The sequence below is a fragment of the Janibacter terrae genome (assembly GCF_039636765.1).
GTDB lineage: Bacteria > Actinomycetota > Actinomycetes > Actinomycetales > Dermatophilaceae > Janibacter > Janibacter terrae.
The window spans coordinates 250,073-264,167 of the sequence record NZ_CP144167.1; the positions used below are offsets into that span (position 1 = coordinate 250,073).

The 14,095-nt window shown below is 72.8% G+C and carries 14 protein-coding genes, 1 tRNA gene and 1 riboswitch; of the genes, 7 read left to right on the forward strand and 8 right to left on the reverse strand.

What is annotated here, in order from left to right:
- Positions 1 to 29: 29 nt before the first annotated feature.
- A complete protein-coding gene (locus V3C34_RS01270; protein WP_068426388.1) occupies positions 30 to 1,316 on the forward strand; it encodes an L-lactate MFS transporter in 1,287 nt (428 codons plus the stop codon).
- A gap of 59 nt (positions 1,317 to 1,375) precedes the next feature.
- Here V3C34_RS01270 and V3C34_RS01275 read toward each other — a convergent pair whose 3' ends face one another.
- The 3 genes from V3C34_RS01275 to V3C34_RS01285 are packed head-to-tail and all read right to left on the reverse strand — an operon-like array spanning position 1,376 to position 3,875.
- Entirely contained in the window at positions 1,376 to 1,768 is a 393-nt protein-coding gene (locus V3C34_RS01275) for a rhodanese-like domain-containing protein (RefSeq protein ID WP_346007848.1), read from the reverse strand.
- On the reverse strand, positions 1,765 to 2,766 hold the full coding sequence (selD, locus tag V3C34_RS01280; RefSeq protein ID WP_346007849.1) for a selenide, water dikinase SelD: 1,002 nt from the start codon (positions 2,764 to 2,766) through the stop codon (positions 1,765 to 1,767). Before selD ends, V3C34_RS01275 begins: the two co-directional genes overlap by 4 nt.
- A gap of 44 nt (positions 2,767 to 2,810) precedes the next feature.
- On the reverse strand, positions 2,811 to 3,875 hold the full coding sequence (locus tag V3C34_RS01285) for a permease (RefSeq protein ID WP_346007850.1): 1,065 nt from the start codon (positions 3,873 to 3,875) through the stop codon (positions 2,811 to 2,813).
- Between the two features lie 64 nt (positions 3,876 to 3,939).
- Here V3C34_RS01285 and V3C34_RS01290 point away from each other — a divergent pair.
- The 3 genes from V3C34_RS01290 to V3C34_RS01300 all read left to right on the forward strand — a co-directional run bounded on the left by V3C34_RS01290 (position 3,940) and on the right by V3C34_RS01300 (position 7,226).
- Positions 3,940 to 4,035: transfer RNA gene (locus tag V3C34_RS01290), tRNA-Sec, on the forward strand.
- Between the two features lie 24 nt (positions 4,036 to 4,059).
- A complete protein-coding gene (gene selA / locus V3C34_RS01295) occupies positions 4,060 to 5,388 on the forward strand; it encodes an L-seryl-tRNA(Sec) selenium transferase (RefSeq protein WP_346007851.1) in 1,329 nt (442 codons plus the stop codon).
- Positions 5,385 to 7,226, forward strand: coding sequence for a SelB C-terminal domain-containing protein (locus tag V3C34_RS01300; RefSeq protein ID WP_346007852.1), 1,842 nt, complete (start codon positions 5,385 to 5,387; stop codon positions 7,224 to 7,226). Before selA ends, V3C34_RS01300 begins: the two co-directional genes overlap by 4 nt.
- Before the next feature lie 7 nt (positions 7,227 to 7,233).
- On the opposite strand, the gene V3C34_RS01305 is transcribed toward V3C34_RS01300, so the two are convergent.
- From V3C34_RS01305 to ppk2, 3 genes are all read right to left on the reverse strand, one after another.
- Positions 7,234 to 7,698, reverse strand: coding sequence for an OsmC family protein (locus V3C34_RS01305; protein ID WP_068328185.1), 465 nt, complete (start codon positions 7,696 to 7,698; stop codon positions 7,234 to 7,236).
- Between the two features lie 30 nt (positions 7,699 to 7,728).
- A riboswitch (SAM riboswitch) is annotated at positions 7,729 to 7,843 on the reverse strand.
- A 45-nt stretch (positions 7,844 to 7,888) separates the two neighbouring features.
- Entirely contained in the window at positions 7,889 to 8,557 is a 669-nt protein-coding gene (locus tag V3C34_RS01310) for a YczE/YyaS/YitT family protein (protein ID WP_068328182.1), read from the reverse strand.
- 25 nt (positions 8,558 to 8,582) lie between these two features.
- Complete coding sequence (gene ppk2, locus V3C34_RS01315; protein ID WP_169702024.1) at positions 8,583 to 9,476, reverse strand: polyphosphate kinase 2; 894 nt, start codon at positions 9,474 to 9,476, stop codon at positions 8,583 to 8,585.
- Between the two features lie 64 nt (positions 9,477 to 9,540).
- On the opposite strand from ppk2, the gene ybaK reads away from it, so the two are divergent.
- Positions 9,541 to 10,047 carry a Cys-tRNA(Pro) deacylase gene (ybaK, locus tag V3C34_RS01320; protein WP_068426403.1) on the forward strand — a complete coding sequence of 169 codons (507 nt, stop codon included), beginning with the start codon at positions 9,541 to 9,543 and terminating at the stop codon, positions 10,045 to 10,047.
- On the opposite strand, the gene V3C34_RS01325 is transcribed toward ybaK, so the two are convergent.
- Entirely contained in the window at positions 10,048 to 10,398 is a 351-nt protein-coding gene (locus V3C34_RS01325; protein ID WP_068328173.1) for a DUF952 domain-containing protein, read from the reverse strand. It lies immediately after the preceding gene.
- Between the two features lie 302 nt (positions 10,399 to 10,700).
- Positions 10,701 to 12,182 carry an NAD-dependent succinate-semialdehyde dehydrogenase gene (locus V3C34_RS01330; RefSeq protein ID WP_346007853.1) on the reverse strand — a complete coding sequence of 494 codons (1,482 nt, stop codon included), beginning with the start codon at positions 12,180 to 12,182 and terminating at the stop codon, positions 10,701 to 10,703.
- Positions 12,183 to 12,265: 83 nt separating this feature from the next.
- Between V3C34_RS01330 and V3C34_RS01335 the strand changes: the two genes are divergently transcribed.
- On the forward strand, positions 12,266 to 13,546 hold the full coding sequence (locus tag V3C34_RS01335; protein WP_068426408.1) for an aspartate aminotransferase family protein: 1,281 nt from the start codon (positions 12,266 to 12,268) through the stop codon (positions 13,544 to 13,546).
- 3 nt (positions 13,547 to 13,549) lie between these two features.
- Positions 13,550 to 14,044, forward strand: coding sequence for a DUF3830 family protein (locus tag V3C34_RS01340; RefSeq protein WP_068328166.1), 495 nt, complete (start codon positions 13,550 to 13,552; stop codon positions 14,042 to 14,044).
- Positions 14,045 to 14,095: the final 51 nt, after the last annotated feature.

A 14,095-nucleotide genomic window follows, 5' to 3' on the forward strand; every position in this document is an offset into this window, starting at 1 on the left:
ACTCACGCACCAACACACCGGGAGGTTCCATGAGCACGGAGACCGAGCAGGCCCCCACCACCGGGGTGGGCAACCGCTGGATCATCCTGGCGGGAGGTGTCCTCGTCCAGCTGACGATCGGCGCCGTCTACGCCTGGAGCACCTTCAGCAAGGCGATCCAGAGCGACACCTCGGCGATCGAGCTGTCCAAGGTGCAGGCGACCATCCCCTTCGAGGTGGCCATCGGCATGCTCTTCCTCGGCACCTTCCTCGGTGGCCGGATCCAGGACAAGCAGGGGCCGCGCATCGTGGCCCTCACCGGCGTGGTCATCTACTCCATCGGCATCATCGTCGCGAGCTTCACCCGGGACGCCTCCGACCTGTGGCTGCTCATCCTCGGCTACGGCGTGCTCGGCGGCTTCGGTCTCGGCCTGGCCTACATCGTGCCGATCGCGATGCTGCAGAAGTGGTTCCCGGACAGGCGCGGCCTGATCACCGGCATCGCCGTCGGTGGCTTCGGCTTCGGTGCCGTCATCACCTCCCCCCTCGCGCAGCGGATGATCTCCGGGATCGAGGGCTACGACGTCCACCCGACCAAGGCCTTCCTGTGGCTGGGCATCGCCTATCTCATCTTCGGTCTCATCGGCGCCTCGGTCTTCAAGAACCCGCCGGCGGGCTACGTCCCGCCGGGCGTGGCCAAGGCGCACGCGCAGCACGACACCAAGCGGGAGGAGCAGGTCAGGAGGGCTGGCCGCGACTTCACCCAGCAGGAGGCCCTGAGCACCCCGCAGTGGTACATGCTCACGCTCATCCTGACGATCTCCGTCACCGCCGGCATCTCGCTGATCTCGGTCGCCGCCGGTACCGCCACCGACGTCGCCGGGATGAGCGCCGCCGCCGCTGCGACCCTCGTCGGCATCATGGGCCTGTTCAACGGTGGTGGCCGCATCCTGTGGGCCGCGATCTCGGACAAGATCGGGCGCATGCCGGCCTTCCTCGGCATCCTCGGCCTGCAGGGCCTGGCGCTGCTCGCCATCCCGCACGCGGGCAACGCCGCGCTCTTCTACGTCCTGTGCGCGGTCGTCTACACCTGCTACGGCGGCGCCTTCGGCACCATGCCCTCGACGGCCGGTGACTTCTTCGGCGTGAAGAACTCGGGTGGCATCTACGGCCTGATGCTCATCGGGTGGTCGATCGGTGGCGTCGTCGGCCCGCTGCTCATCTCGTGGCTCATCGGCGAGGACCAGGCCTACACGATGGCCTTCACCGTCATGGGCATCATCGCTCTCGTGGGCCTGGTGATCCCCTTCATCGCCAAGCCGCCGAAGCACGCCTGAGCATCCCGGTGACCGTTCGCCTGCACTGCCCCGTGGCAGTGCGGGCGAACGGTCACTGCTCACTCGCGGACGTCCGCCGGGCCGTCGTGCAGGGGCAGGCCGGAGGCGGTCCAGGCCTCCACCCCTCCGATGACGTCGGTCGCGTCGACCCCTAGGGAGCGAAGGGAGACCGCCGCCAGTGACGAGCTGTAGCCCTGCCGGCACAGGACGATGACGCGGGTCCCGGGCATCGCCTCGGGGATGCGGTGCGGGCTGGTCGGGTCGAGCCGCCACTCCAGGACGGTCCGGTCGATGACGAGCGCCCCCGGCACCTCACCCTGACGGGTGCGCTGCGCGGTGGTGCGGGTGTCGACGAGGAGGGCTTCCCCCTTCGCCGCGTCGTGGGCCTGCTGCGGGGTCAGCCGGACGAGGCCGGCCCGGGCGGCGGCGAGGACGCGATCGACCGCGCTCACGCCACCTGCACGAGGACCCCGTGCCCGAGCGTGCCCGCGGCGACGGTCTCGCCGACGACCGGCGCACCCGGCACCTCGCCGACGACGAGCAGGCCCCCGGAGGTCTGCGCGTCGGCGAGCAGGATGAGCTCGTCCTCGCTGGTGCCGTCGGCGGACAGGTGCGGGCGGACCCAGTCGAGGTTGCGCTTGGAGCCGCCGGGTACGTGGCCCGCCGCGAGCGCCTCGCGCGCGCCTGTGACGTAGGGGACGGCCGCGGCATCGATCCGCGCGGCCACCGACGAGGCCCGGCACATCTTGTACAGGTGACCGAGCAGGCCGAAGCCGGTGACATCGGTCGCCGCCCGCACCCCGGCCGCCAGCGCGGCGCGGGAGGCGTCGCGGTTGAGGGCGACCATCGAGGCGATCGCCTCCTCGCTGCGCTCGCCGGTCGTCTTGTGCCGGTTGTTGAGCACGCCGACACCGAGCGGCTTGGTGAGGCTGATCGGCAGGCCGGGCTCGGCGGCGTCGTTGCGCATCAGCCGCTGGGGGTCGGCGGTCCCGGTGACGGCCATGCCGTAGATCGGCTCGGGGGCGTCGATGCTGTGGCCGCCGAGGACCGGGAAGCCCGCCTCGGTCGCGACGTCGAGACCACCCCGCAGGACCTCCCGCAGGAGGTCGGTCGGGAGCAGCTCACGCGGCCAGGCGACGAGGTTGATCGCCATGACCGGGTCGCCGCCCATCGCGTAGACGTCGGAGACGGCGTTGGCGGCGGCGATCCGGCCCCAGTCGTAGGGGTCGTCGACGACGGGCGTGAAGAAGTCCGCGGTCGAGAGCACCGCCCGGCCGCCCTCGATGCGCACGGCCGCCGCGTCATCGCCGTCGTCGAGGCCGACGAGGACGTCCGCGCCGGGGGGCGCCGCGACGTGCAGCCCGGCGACGATCTGCTCGAGCTCTCCGGCGGGGATCTTGCAGGCGCACCCTCCGCCGCGGGCGAACTGGGTCAGTCGGACCGGTTCCATGGCCTCACCCTAGGACGCCGGTCCCACCGAGGGGCGGCAGGGGCTCAGCCGAGGACGACGAGCGCCGCGCCCGCCCCGAGGCCGGCGGCGGTGACGACACCCGCGGTGACCGCCGTGACCCGCCAGGTGAGGGCGCGGCCCACCATGACCAGGGACGGGAGGCTCACGGCCGGCAGCGCGATGAGGACGAGCCCCAGCACCCACGGGCTGGCACCGACGGCGGCGAGGGCGAGGAGCACCGGGATCTCGCCACCGGTCGGGATGACGAGGAGGACCACGACGGCAGCGACGGCCACCAGGGCGAACCCCCCGCCGGTCACCCACGCCGCCTCGAAGCTGAAGACGTGCGCGGCCGCGCCCACGAGCGCGACGACGACGAGGTACTCCGGCACGAGGGTGAGCGTGAACCGCACGAGCGAGCGGACGAACCGCCCCAGCGACGGCCCGTCCTCGTCCACGGTCTCCGGTGCGATGTCCGCGGCGGTGGGGTCCACCCTTCGTCCCTGGGCGAGGCGGGCGGCGAGCGCCGCCGCCCCCAGGACCAGCCCGACCCCGACGACGAGCCGGGTCGCGGCCCACTCCCACGGCCCGACGAGCGCGAGGAAGACGAGGACGGCCGGGTTGAGGACCGGGTTGCCGAGCCAGTAGGCGACGACCGACGGGAGCGGCACCCCGCTGCGACGCAGCGAGACCGCCACCGGCGAGGCGCAGCAGGTGCACATCATGCTCGGCAGCGAGGCAGCGCCCGCGATGGCCGCGCCGGAGGTGGAGCCGCGGCCGGCGAGGACCCGGCGCAGGTGCTCCCGGGGCAGGAGCGCGTCGATGGCCGCGGCGACGAGCAGGCCGACGAGCAGCGCCTTCCAGACGGCCAGGCTGTACGCAAGCGTGAAGTCCCAGGCCCCCTGCGACCACGTCGACGCGTCACGCGCGACGTCGACGAGCGCACCCCCGTCCCACGCCCGGCTGCCGACGAGGCCGTCGATCTTCAGCGCGTAGGGCCACCACTTGGCCCAGACGAGACCGACGACGAAGACCAGGGCGGTGTTCGCGACCCCGAGGACCCAGCGGTCGAGGTGTCGCGGCCGGCCGGGAGACGGTGCGGTGCTCACGTCGTCACCGTAGGAGAAGGACGCTCCGGTGTCTCGGGGGACGACCTGTCCTAGGGTGGGCGGCGGAGGCGTCTGGGTTCCTGGTGGTCCCCCCGGTCTTCAACACCGGTGAGGCTGAGCATCTCGGTCTGGCGGGTTCGATTCCCGTCCGCCTCCGCCACACGTCCGACCCGAAGGGAGCACGGTGACCGACCCCCGGCAGGCCATCCCGCGCACCGACACGCTGCTGGCCTCGGCGCCCTTCGTCGCCGCGGCGGAGCGACTCGGGCGGGATGTCGTCCGGGTCGCGATCACCGCCGCCCAGCAGCAGGCGCGCGACGGGAGCATCGGCCCCGACGAGGTCCCCGCCACCGCACTCGCCGGGCTCCCGACCCGGGCCAGCTCGCTCACCGCGGTCCTCAACGCGACCGGCGTCGTGGTGCACACCAACATCGGCCGGGCCCCCTTGTCCCCCCGCGCGATCGAGGCCGTCGTCGACGCCGCCGGCTACGTCGACGTCGAGATGGACCTGGCCACGGGAGCGAGGAGCCGACGCGGCGCCGGGGCACTCGCCGCCCTGCTCGACGCCGTCCCCGACGCGACCGGCGCGCTGGTCGTCAACAACGGCGCGGCCGCGCTCGTGCTCGCCACGACCGCGCTCGCCGCCGGGCGCGAGGTCGTCGTCTCGCGCGGGGAGATGGTCGAGATCGGCGACGGGTTCCGCCTGCCCGACCTCATCGCCTCGACCGGCGCTCGGCTGCGCGAGGTCGGCACGACGAACCGCACCCACCTGAGGGACTACGCCGACGCGATCGGTCCGGGCACCGGGTGCGTGCTCAAGGTGCACCCGAGCAACTTCCGCGTCGACGGGTTCACGGCCGAGGTGGGCCTCGGTGAGCTCCGCGGGCTGCGTCGGCCCGACGGCTCCCCCGTGCCGGTCGTCGCCGACATCGGGTCCGGCCTGCTGCGGCCCGACCCGCTGCTGCCCGACGAGCCGGATGCCACGACGTGGCTGCGCGCGGGCGCCACGATCGTCACCGCCAGCGGCGACAAGCTCCTCGGCGGCCCGCAGGCGGGTCTCGTCCTCGGCGACGCGGAGGTCGTCGAGCGGTTGCGCCGCCACCCGCTTCAGCGCGCCCTGCGCGTCGACAAGCTGACCCTCGCCGCGCTCGAGGCGACTCTGCGCGGATCGGTCCCACCGGTCACCGCCGCGCTGCACGTCACCGCCGACGAGCTGCGGCCGCGGGTCGAGGCCCTCGCCGCCGCCCTCGGCCGTGGGGTCGTGGCGGTCGAGGGCCGCGTCGGCGGCGGCGGGGCGCCCGGCGTGCCCCTGCCCGGCTGGGCCGTCGAGATCCCCGCGGACGCCGTCGAGCGCCTGCGCGTCGGCGAGCCGGTCGTGCTCGCCCGGGTCGAAGGGGGGCGCGGCCTGGTCGACCTGCGCTGCGTCCCGGCCGATCGGGACGGTGACGTCGAAGCGGCACTGCGGGCGGCGCTCGGCGACGACGGGCCCGACCCGGGGACGCCCACCCCATGAGGCGCGTGCTCGCCACCGCCGGGCACGTCGACCACGGCAAGTCGACGCTCGTGCGCGCGCTCACCGGGCGTGACCCCGACCGGCTGCGCGAGGAGCGCGAGCGCGGGCTGACCATCCAGCTCGGTTACGCCTGGACGACCCTGCCGAGCGGGGCCGAGGTCGCCTTCGTCGACGTGCCGGGGCACCAGCGGTTCCTCGGGACGATGCTCTCGGGGCTGGGGCCGGCGCCGGCGGTGGTCTTCGTCGTCGCCGCTGACCAGGGCTGGCAGGCGCAGAGCAGCGAGCACCTCGCCGCCGTGCAGGCGCTCGCCATCACCGACGGCCTGCTCGTCATCACCCGGTGCGACCTGGCCGACGACGAGCAGCGAGCCGGCGTGCTCACCGAGTCGCGGCGACACCTGGCCGAGGCCGGGCTCGACCTCCCTGCCGTCGAGGTCTCGGCGGTCCGGGGCGACGGGATGGACTCCCTTCGCGCGGCGCTCGACGAGCTCGCTGCCCGGCTGCCGGAGCCGGACGCCCGGGCGCCGGTGCGGCTCTGGTCCGACCGCAGCTTCTCCGTCTCCGGCGCGGGGACGGTCGTCACGGGCACCCTCGGCGCGGGCACGGTCCACGTCGGCGACCGGCTGGTGCTGCTCGACCGCGGGTCCGCACGCGAGGTGACGGTGCGTGGCCTGCACAGCCAGGACGAGGCGCACGAAGCCGTCGGCCCGGTCTCCCGGGTCGCAGTCAACCTGCGCCGCGTGGACGAGGTCGGCCGCTCCGTCGCGCTGCTGACGCCCGACGCCTTCGCGCTCGCGTCGGTCGTCGACGTGTCCGCCACCGAGCTGCATTCCCCTAGGGCAATGCAGACGAACGGTCACGGGAGCGCGCATTCCCCTAGGGCAATGCAGATGGTCGAGCAGGGGACGCTGCACGTCGGGTCGGTCGACGTCGAGGTGCACGTGCGCCCCCTCGGGCCGGACCACGCCCGCCTCTCGGCCGCGACCGTCCTCCCGTGGCGCGTGGGCGACCGGGCGATCCTGCGCGACGCGGGGAGTCGTCGCCTGTGGGCCGTCCGCGTCGTGGACGTCGACCCCCTGCCGCTCACCCGCCGCGGTGCCCCAGGGCGAAGGGGGCAGGCCCTCGCCTCTGCAGGCGCGGACCCCGCCGACCTCGCCACCGCTCGGCTGCGCTCGCGCGCAGCCGAGCGGGCGGACGTGCTCGACCGGCTGGGTCTCCCCGCGCCAGCGGGTGCCGTGCGGCACGGTGACTGGTGGGTCGACGCGGGGGCCGTGAGCACGTGGCGCGACCGGCTCGGCGAGGCCGTCCGCCGGCACCATGCCGCCGACCCGCTCAGCGCCGGGCTGCCCGTCGCCGAGGCGGCCAGGTCGCTCGGCCTGCCCGAGCACCTCCCTGCGGTGCTCGGGCAGGCCCTGGTGCCGGGACTGGCCACCGACGCCGGCCTCGCCGTCGCCGACGGCCGCGTCCACGACCCGGAGGCTGGCGGCCTCGGAGCCGCGGAGGCCGGGATCGCGGCTCTCGAGGCACGGCTGGGGGCCACCCCCTTCGTGGCGGCGGAGCGGGGTGAGCTCGCCGAGCTCGGTCTCGGGACCGCGGAGCTCGCGGCCGCCGAGCGCCTCGGACGGATCATGCGTCTGCCCGACGACGTCGTGCTGCTCCCCGACGCGCCGGCGCGGGCGATGCGGGTGCTCGCCGGGCTGGAGCAACCCTTCACCCTCAGCCTCGCGCGACAGGCGCTCGGGACCACCCGGCGCGTCGCCGTGCCCCTGCTCGAGCACCTCGACGCCCGCGGGTGGACCCGGCGGGTGGACGGGAGTCTGCGGCAGGTCGTGCGCTAGGCCGCGCTCAGGCAGCGACCTCGAGGCTCGTCGTCACCGGCACGCCGTGCGTGAGGTTGTCGAGGACGGGGCAGTGCTCGGCGACGGCCTGCTCGAGGCGGCGGTACTCCCCTTCGCTCTCCGGGCCGCTGACCGTGATGGCCAGCTCGATGCCCTGGAAGCCCGGACGCACCGACTCGTCCGTGCCGAGGAACCCGGCGAGGTCCAGGTCGCCGCGCAGGTCGACGTCGATCGTGTCGACCCGGAGGCCGAGCTTGTCGGCCCAGACCTGGTAGCTGATGACGGTGCACGAGGCGAGGGCGGCCAGCAGGTGCTCGACCGGGTTGGCGCCCTTGTCGGTGCCGCCGAGGGCCGGCGGCTCGTCGATCGTGTAGCTGAACTGGCGGCTCGTGATGGCGACCTCGGTCCCCGTGACGAGCGCGCCCCGGGTCGTGACCTCGAGCAGCGTGGTGGGTGCGGTGGTGGCAGTCATGGACGGCTCCGTGGATCAGGGGCTCTCGTGAACCCGCGCTTGGCGCGGCCGGTCGGCCGACGCCCAGGTCGTCACCCGGGGCACCCCACCGAGGGTGGAGGGTTGCCGCCCAGCAAGCCGGGGCTTCGCGCTGGGACTCATGACCTGGCCATAAGATGACACACAGCAATCCATAACGTCCAGTTATGTATCAGGAAGTGGGACCGCGCCTGAGGTCGACCGTGAAGAGCGGCAGGAAGAGCTGGGCCAGCGGCCCGATGGCGAGCGCGTAGAGGAAGGTGCCGACGCCGACCGTGCCGCCGAGCAGCCACCCGACGACGACCACCGTGACCTCGATCCCCGTGCGCACCAACCGGATCGAGTGGCCGGTGAGGCGCGCGATCCCCGTCATCAGGCCGTCGCGCGGACCGGGCCCGAACTGCGAGCCGATGTACATGCCGGTCGCGATGCCGTTGAGCACCACGCCCCCGACGAGGAGCACGATGCGCCAGCCGAGGTCGCCCGGCTCGTCGAGGTGCGCGAGGACGAGGTCGGCGGAGGGGCCGATGAGCAGAGCGTTGCCGATCGTGCCGACGCCGGGCTTCTGCCGCAACGGGATCCACCCGAGCAGCACGAGCAGCGAGACGCCGACGACGATCGTGCCGAAGCTCAGCGGGACGTGGCGCGAGACGCCGACGTGGAGCACGTCCCAGGGGATCTGGCCGAGCGTCGCGCGCAGCACCATCGCCATCGACGCGCCGTAGAGGAAGAGGCCCGCGAGGAGCAACGGCAGACGGACCCCGAGGCGCCCGGCACGCAGCTGCTCGAGGGGGCCGATGTCGGCGAGCTGTCGCCCGCGGGGTGGCGCGTCGTCGGTCACCGGGTCAGCGTAGGGCTCGACGAGATCAGTCGCCCACGGTCTGCTTGCCGCGGGCGACGACCTTGCGGTCGGGCGCGTAGACGATCTGGGTGTCCTTGTCCTCGTAGTCGAACTGGTTGAGGAAGAAGCGCATGGCGTTGATCCGGCCGCGCTTCTTGTCGTTGGACCTGATGACCGTCCAGGGCGCGTGCTTGGTGTCGGTCCGCTCGAACATCGCCTCCTTGGCGGCGGTGTACGCCTCCCACTTGTCGAGGCTCTCGAGGTCCATCGGGGAGAGCTTCCACCGGCGCACCGGGTCGATCTGGCGGATGGCGAAGCGGGTGCGCTGCTCCTGCTGGGTCACGGAGAACCACAGCTTGGTGACGTGGACCCCGGCGTCGATGAGCATCCGCTCGATCTTCGGCGCCTGGTCCATGAAGCCCTCGTACTGCTCGTCGCTGCAGAAGCCCATGACCCGCTCGACGCCGGCGCGGTTGTACCAGGAGCGGTCGAAGAGGACGATCTCGCCGCTCGTCGGCAGGTGCCGCAGGTAGCGCTGGAAGTACCACTCGCCCTCCTCTCGCTCGCTCGGCCTGGTGAGCGCGACGACCCTGGCGCCCCGGGGGTTGAGGTGCTCCGTGAAGCGCTTGATCGTGCCGCCCTTGCCGGCGGCGTCACGGCCCTCGAAGAGGACGACGAACTTGCGGCCGGTGTCCTGCGCCCAGTACTGGAACTTCAGCAGCTCGATCTGCAGCAGGTACTTCTCGACGTCGTAGTCGTTGCGGGTCATGAGCTCGTCGTACGGGTAGTTCTCCCGCCACGTCTCGACGGCCAGGCCGTCCGGTCGGATGAGCATCGGGTCGTCACCCTGGTCGTCGCGGACGGTGTAGCCCTCGTCGATGAGCCGGTCGATGTACTCGCGGAGGTTCTGCTTCTGCATGGGACGTGGGTACCACGTGGACCTGTCGCGCGGGTGTCGGAGCGGGTGGCGGAGACTGGAGTCCATGGCCAGGAGGACGAAGGGGGGCGGCGCCACCCCCGCGACGCGGGCGCTGGCGGCGGCCGGGGTGGCGTACACGGAGCACCCCTACGAGCACGACCCGGCGGCGCCCTCGTACGGCGTGGAGGCCGCCGAGGTGCTCGGGGTCCCACCCGAGCGGGTCCTGAAGACCCTGCTCGCCCAGACCGACCTGCCCCGCGACCACGGACTCGTCGTGGGCATCGTCCCCGTCGCCGGGCAGCTGGATCTCAAGGCCCTGGCCGCGGCGGTCGGCGCGAAGCGGGCGAGCATGGCCGACCCGGCGCTCGCCGAGCGGACCACCGGCTACGTCGTGGGCGGGATCAGCCCGGTCGGTCAGAAGCGCGCCCTCGTCACGGTCCTCGACGCCTCTGCGCTCGGGCACGACACGGTCCTCATCAGCGGCGGGCGACGAGGGCTCGACCTGGAGCTGGCCCCCGCGGCCCTCGTGGAGGTGACGGGCGCGGTCGTCGCGGCGATCGGGCGGGCCTGATCACGGCCGGAGGCGGTCCACCTGGCTGACGCAGCCCACCGGCAGGTCGCCGCCGTAGACGTGCGGGAAGAGCTCGGTGTCGCTGCCGACCGGCGTGCCGGGGACGGCCGGCTCGAGCCGGACGGTGAGGCCCCGGGCGGCGAGGGACTGCGCGTCGAGCGTCAGGAGCAGCAGCGGCTCGGTGACGTCGGCGTAGAAGCGGGCGAGGACCCCTTCGAGCTGGGCAGGCGACCCGCTGCAGTGCATGAAGCCCTCCTGCGAGATGAGCCGCCCGCGCGTCGAGACGGGGTAGGTCCCGGACGCCTGGGCGGCCTGCCAGTCGGACTCGAGGGCGATGTGCTGGAGGGTCATGCAGCCATCATCCCGCGCGCCGCGCGTGGATTCGAGGGGTTGCCCTGAGCGCGCGGGAGGAGCAGAACCGCCGCCTGCTGCGTGGCCCCGACACGATGGGCCGTGACCACGGCAGCCCGCTGGACATCCCTTCGCTCACCCCTCGGCAACCCGGTGCGGGTCACCCAACGGCCGAGGGCTCCGCGCAGGAGGGTCCGGGGCCTGACCACTCGACAAGAGAAACCTCGCCTTCGCATGAGTTTCAAACTCTTGCGAAGGCGAGGTTTATCGGGTGACCCGAGAATCCTGGGGCACCTGAGGCGTCACACCCGCACCCCGATGTACTTGGTCTCGAGGAACTCCTCGATGCCCGTCGTCCCCCCTTCGCGCCCGAGCCCGGACTCCTTGATGCCACCGAACGGGGCGGCGGGGTTGGACACCACGCCCTGGTTGAGGCCGACCATGCCCGCCTCGAGGGCCTCGCTGACCCGCAGGCCGCGGTCGAGCCCCTGCGTGAAGACGTAGGAGATCAGGCCGAAGGGGGTGTCGTTGGCCAGGCGGATCGCCTCCTCCTCGGTGTCGAACTCGGTGATCGCCGCGACCGGCCCGAAGATCTCGGCCTCGGCCATCTGCGCGTCGGCGGGCACGCCGGTGAGGACCGTCGCCGGGTAGAAGTAGCCCTCCCGGTCGGCCGGTTCGCCGCCCAGCCGCGCCGTCGCTCCCCGCCCGACCGCGTCGCGGACGAGCTCGTCGACCTTGTCGACCGCCTTCTGGTTGACCAGCGGCCCGACGACGACGCCCTCCTCGACCCCGCGCCCCATGGGCAGCGCGCCCATCCGCTCGGCCAGGCGCCGCGCGAACTCGCCCGCGACGGAGCGCTGCACGAGGATCCGGTTGGCCGCGGTGCAGGCCTGGCCGATGTTGCGCATCTTGGCCGCCATCGCCCCGTCGACCGCGACGTCGAGGTCGGCGTCGTCGAAGACGAGGAAGGGGGCATTGCCCCCGAGCTCCATCGACGTGCGCATGACCGTCCTGGCGGCCAGCTCGAGCAGGTGCTTGCCGACCGGGGTCGAGCCGGTGAAGGAGAGCTTGCGCGAGCGCGGGTCGAGGATCATCGGCCGCATGACCTCGTCGCTCCGGCTCGTCGTCACGACGTTGACGACGCCCGCGGGCAGGCCCGCCCGCACGAGGATGTCCGCGAGCGCGAGGGTCGACAGCGGGGTCTCGGCGGCCGGCTTGATGACCGAGGTGCAGCCGGCGGCGATGGCCGGGCCGATCTTGCGGGTGCCCATCGCCATGGGGAAGTTCCACGGGGTGATGAGCACGCACGGGCCGACGGGCTGCTTGGCGACGAGGAAGCGCGAGCCGCCGGCGGGTGCGGTCATGTAGCCGCCGTCGATGCGCACGGCCTCCTCCGCGAACCAGCGGAAGAACTCGGCGGCGTACGCGATCTCCCCCTTCGCCTCCGTCAGCGGCTTGCCCATCTCGAGCGTCATGACCAGCGCGAGCCGGTCGACGTCGGCGAGCATGAGGTCACGGGCCCGGGTGAGGATCTCGCTGCGCTCCCGAGGTGGCGTCCTGGCCCAGTCGGCCTGGGCCTCCGCTGCGGCGTCGAGAGCGGCCGCGGCCTCGTCGGGGCCGGCGTCGGCGACCTCGACGAGGGGCTCGCCGGTCGACGGGTCGACGACCGGCATCGTCTCCCGGGTCTGGCGCCACTCACCCCCGATGAAGAGGCCCGTCGGCACCGAGGCGATCGCCTCGCGCTCCTGCTCGCGGGTGACCTCTGGCGTGTGGGTCGTGGTCATGGAAGGCTCCTTCGTCAGCGTCCTTGCCGTCCCCCTCACCGTAGACGTATTGTCAACAATCAGACGAACAACCGGAGGTACCGATGACAGCGCTGTCCCCCCTGCTCAAGCAGGCCACCCCCGTCACGATCGACCACGCCCTCGGCAGCGAGATCTTCGACGTCGACGGCAACCGCCACCTCGACTTCACCTCCGGCATCGGGGTCGTGAGCACCGGCCACTGCCACCCCAAGGTCGTCGCGGCCGCGCAGGAGCAGGTCGGCAAGCTCATCCACGGGCAGTACACGACCGTCATGCACCAGCCGCTGCTGGCGCTCGTCGACAAGCTCGACGGCGTCCTCCCTTCGCACCTCGACAGCCTCTTCTTCGCCAACTCCGGCAGCGAGGCGCTCGAGGCCAGCCTGCGCCTCTCCCGCCAGGCGACCGGCCGGCCCAATGTCATCGTCTTCCACGGCGGCTTCCACGGCCGCACCGTCGCGACGGCGACGATGACGACGTCCGGCACCCGCTTCTCGGCCGGCTTCAGCCCCCTCATGGGCGGGGTGCACGTCGCCCCCTTCCCCACCGCCTACCGCTACGGGTGGAGCGAGGAGGAGGCGACCGCCTTCGCGCTCAAGGAGCTCGACTACATCCTCGCCACGCTCACCTCGCCGCAGGAGACCGCCGCCTTCATCGTCGAGCCCGTGCTGGGCGAAGGGGGGTACATCCCGGGCAACACCGCCTTCTTCCAGGGTCTGCGCGAGCGGGCCGACAAGCACGGCATCCTCCTGGTGATGGACGAGGTCCAGACCGGCTTCGGCCGCACGGGCAAGATGTTCGGTCACCAGCACTTCGACGTGCAGCCCGACATCATCACGCTGGCCAAGGGGATTGCCTCCGGCTTCCCGATCTCCGGCATCGCTGCCTCCCAAGAGCTGATGAGCAAGGCGTGGCCCGGCTCGCAGGGTGGCACCTACGGGGGCAACGCCGTCGCCTGCGCCGCTGCCGTCGCCACCCTCGAGGTCATCGAGGAGGAGGGCCTCGTCGCCAACTCCGCCGAGCGCGGCGCCCAGCTGCTCGAGGGCGCGAGGGCCGCCGCCGCCGTTCGAGACGGTCGCGGGGCGACCTCCTCCTCAGGGACCAACGGCATCGGTGACGTGCGCGGCCTCGGTCTGCTCGTCGGCAGCGAGTTCACCGCCGCCGACGGAACCCCGGACACGGCCCGCGCGCAGGCCGCCCAGCAGCTCGCCGCGACGAAGGGCCTGCTGCTCCTCACCTGCGGCGCCCACATGAACGTCGTGCGGATGATCCCGCCGCTCGTCGTGACCGCCGAGCAGGTGGACGAGGCGCTGGACATCTGGGGCAAGGTCCTGGCGGAGGTCTGAGCCATGCCCCGGTACATCACAATCGCCCTCGAGTCGCGCGGCGTGGTGTGCCGGGCACGGCTCCTCGACGACGAGGCGCCGTTGACCTGCGACGCCGTGTGGGACGCACTGCCGGCAGGCGGTGACGCCTTCCACGCGAAGTACGCCCGCAACGAGGTCTACACGCTGCTCCCGCGGATCACCGCCGCACCCCACCGGGAGAACCCGACGATCACTCCGATCCCCGGCGACGTGTGCCTCTTCGACTTCGAGCCCTGGGAGATCGGCAACCCCGCCTACGGGTACGACCCGGGGTCGACGGCGCACGCCGAGCAGGGCGCCACCGACCTGGCGATCTTCTACGGCCGCAACAACCTGCTCATCAACGGCGACCTGGGCTGGGTGCCCGGCTCGGTCTTCGGCGCGATCGAGGAGGGGCTCACCGAGATGGCCGAGGCCTGCAACGACCTGTGGCGCCACGGGTTCGCCGGGGAGCGGCTGGTCTTCGCCCGGGGGTGAGCCCCCCATCGGGTGGAGGTATGCGCGCGGATGTTTCTCCGGCGCGTTCAC

Excerpts from the sequence above, each read along its gene's own strand:
- V3C34_RS01270 (WP_068426388.1), top strand. The coding sequence starts at position 30 with ATGAGCACGGAGACCGAGCAGGCCCCCACCACCGGGGTGGGCAACCGC.
- selD (WP_346007849.1), bottom strand. The coding sequence starts at position 2,766 with ATGGAACCGGTCCGACTGACCCAGTTCGCCCGCGGCGGAGGGTGCGCC.
- V3C34_RS01300 (WP_346007852.1), top strand. The coding sequence starts at position 5,385 with ATGAGGCGCGTGCTCGCCACCGCCGGGCACGTCGACCACGGCAAGTCG.
- V3C34_RS01305 (WP_068328185.1), bottom strand. The coding sequence starts at position 7,698 with ATGACTGCCACCACCGCACCCACCACGCTGCTCGAGGTCACGACCCGG.
- ppk2 (WP_169702024.1), bottom strand. The coding sequence starts at position 9,476 with ATGCAGAAGCAGAACCTCCGCGAGTACATCGACCGGCTCATCGACGAG.
- ybaK (WP_068426403.1), top strand. The coding sequence starts at position 9,541 with ATGGCCAGGAGGACGAAGGGGGGCGGCGCCACCCCCGCGACGCGGGCG.
- V3C34_RS01325 (WP_068328173.1), bottom strand. The coding sequence starts at position 10,398 with ATGACCCTCCAGCACATCGCCCTCGAGTCCGACTGGCAGGCCGCCCAG.
- V3C34_RS01330 (WP_346007853.1), bottom strand. The coding sequence starts at position 12,182 with ATGACCACGACCCACACGCCAGAGGTCACCCGCGAGCAGGAGCGCGAG.
- V3C34_RS01335 (WP_068426408.1), top strand. The coding sequence starts at position 12,266 with ATGACAGCGCTGTCCCCCCTGCTCAAGCAGGCCACCCCCGTCACGATC.
- V3C34_RS01340 (WP_068328166.1), top strand. The coding sequence starts at position 13,550 with ATGCCCCGGTACATCACAATCGCCCTCGAGTCGCGCGGCGTGGTGTGC.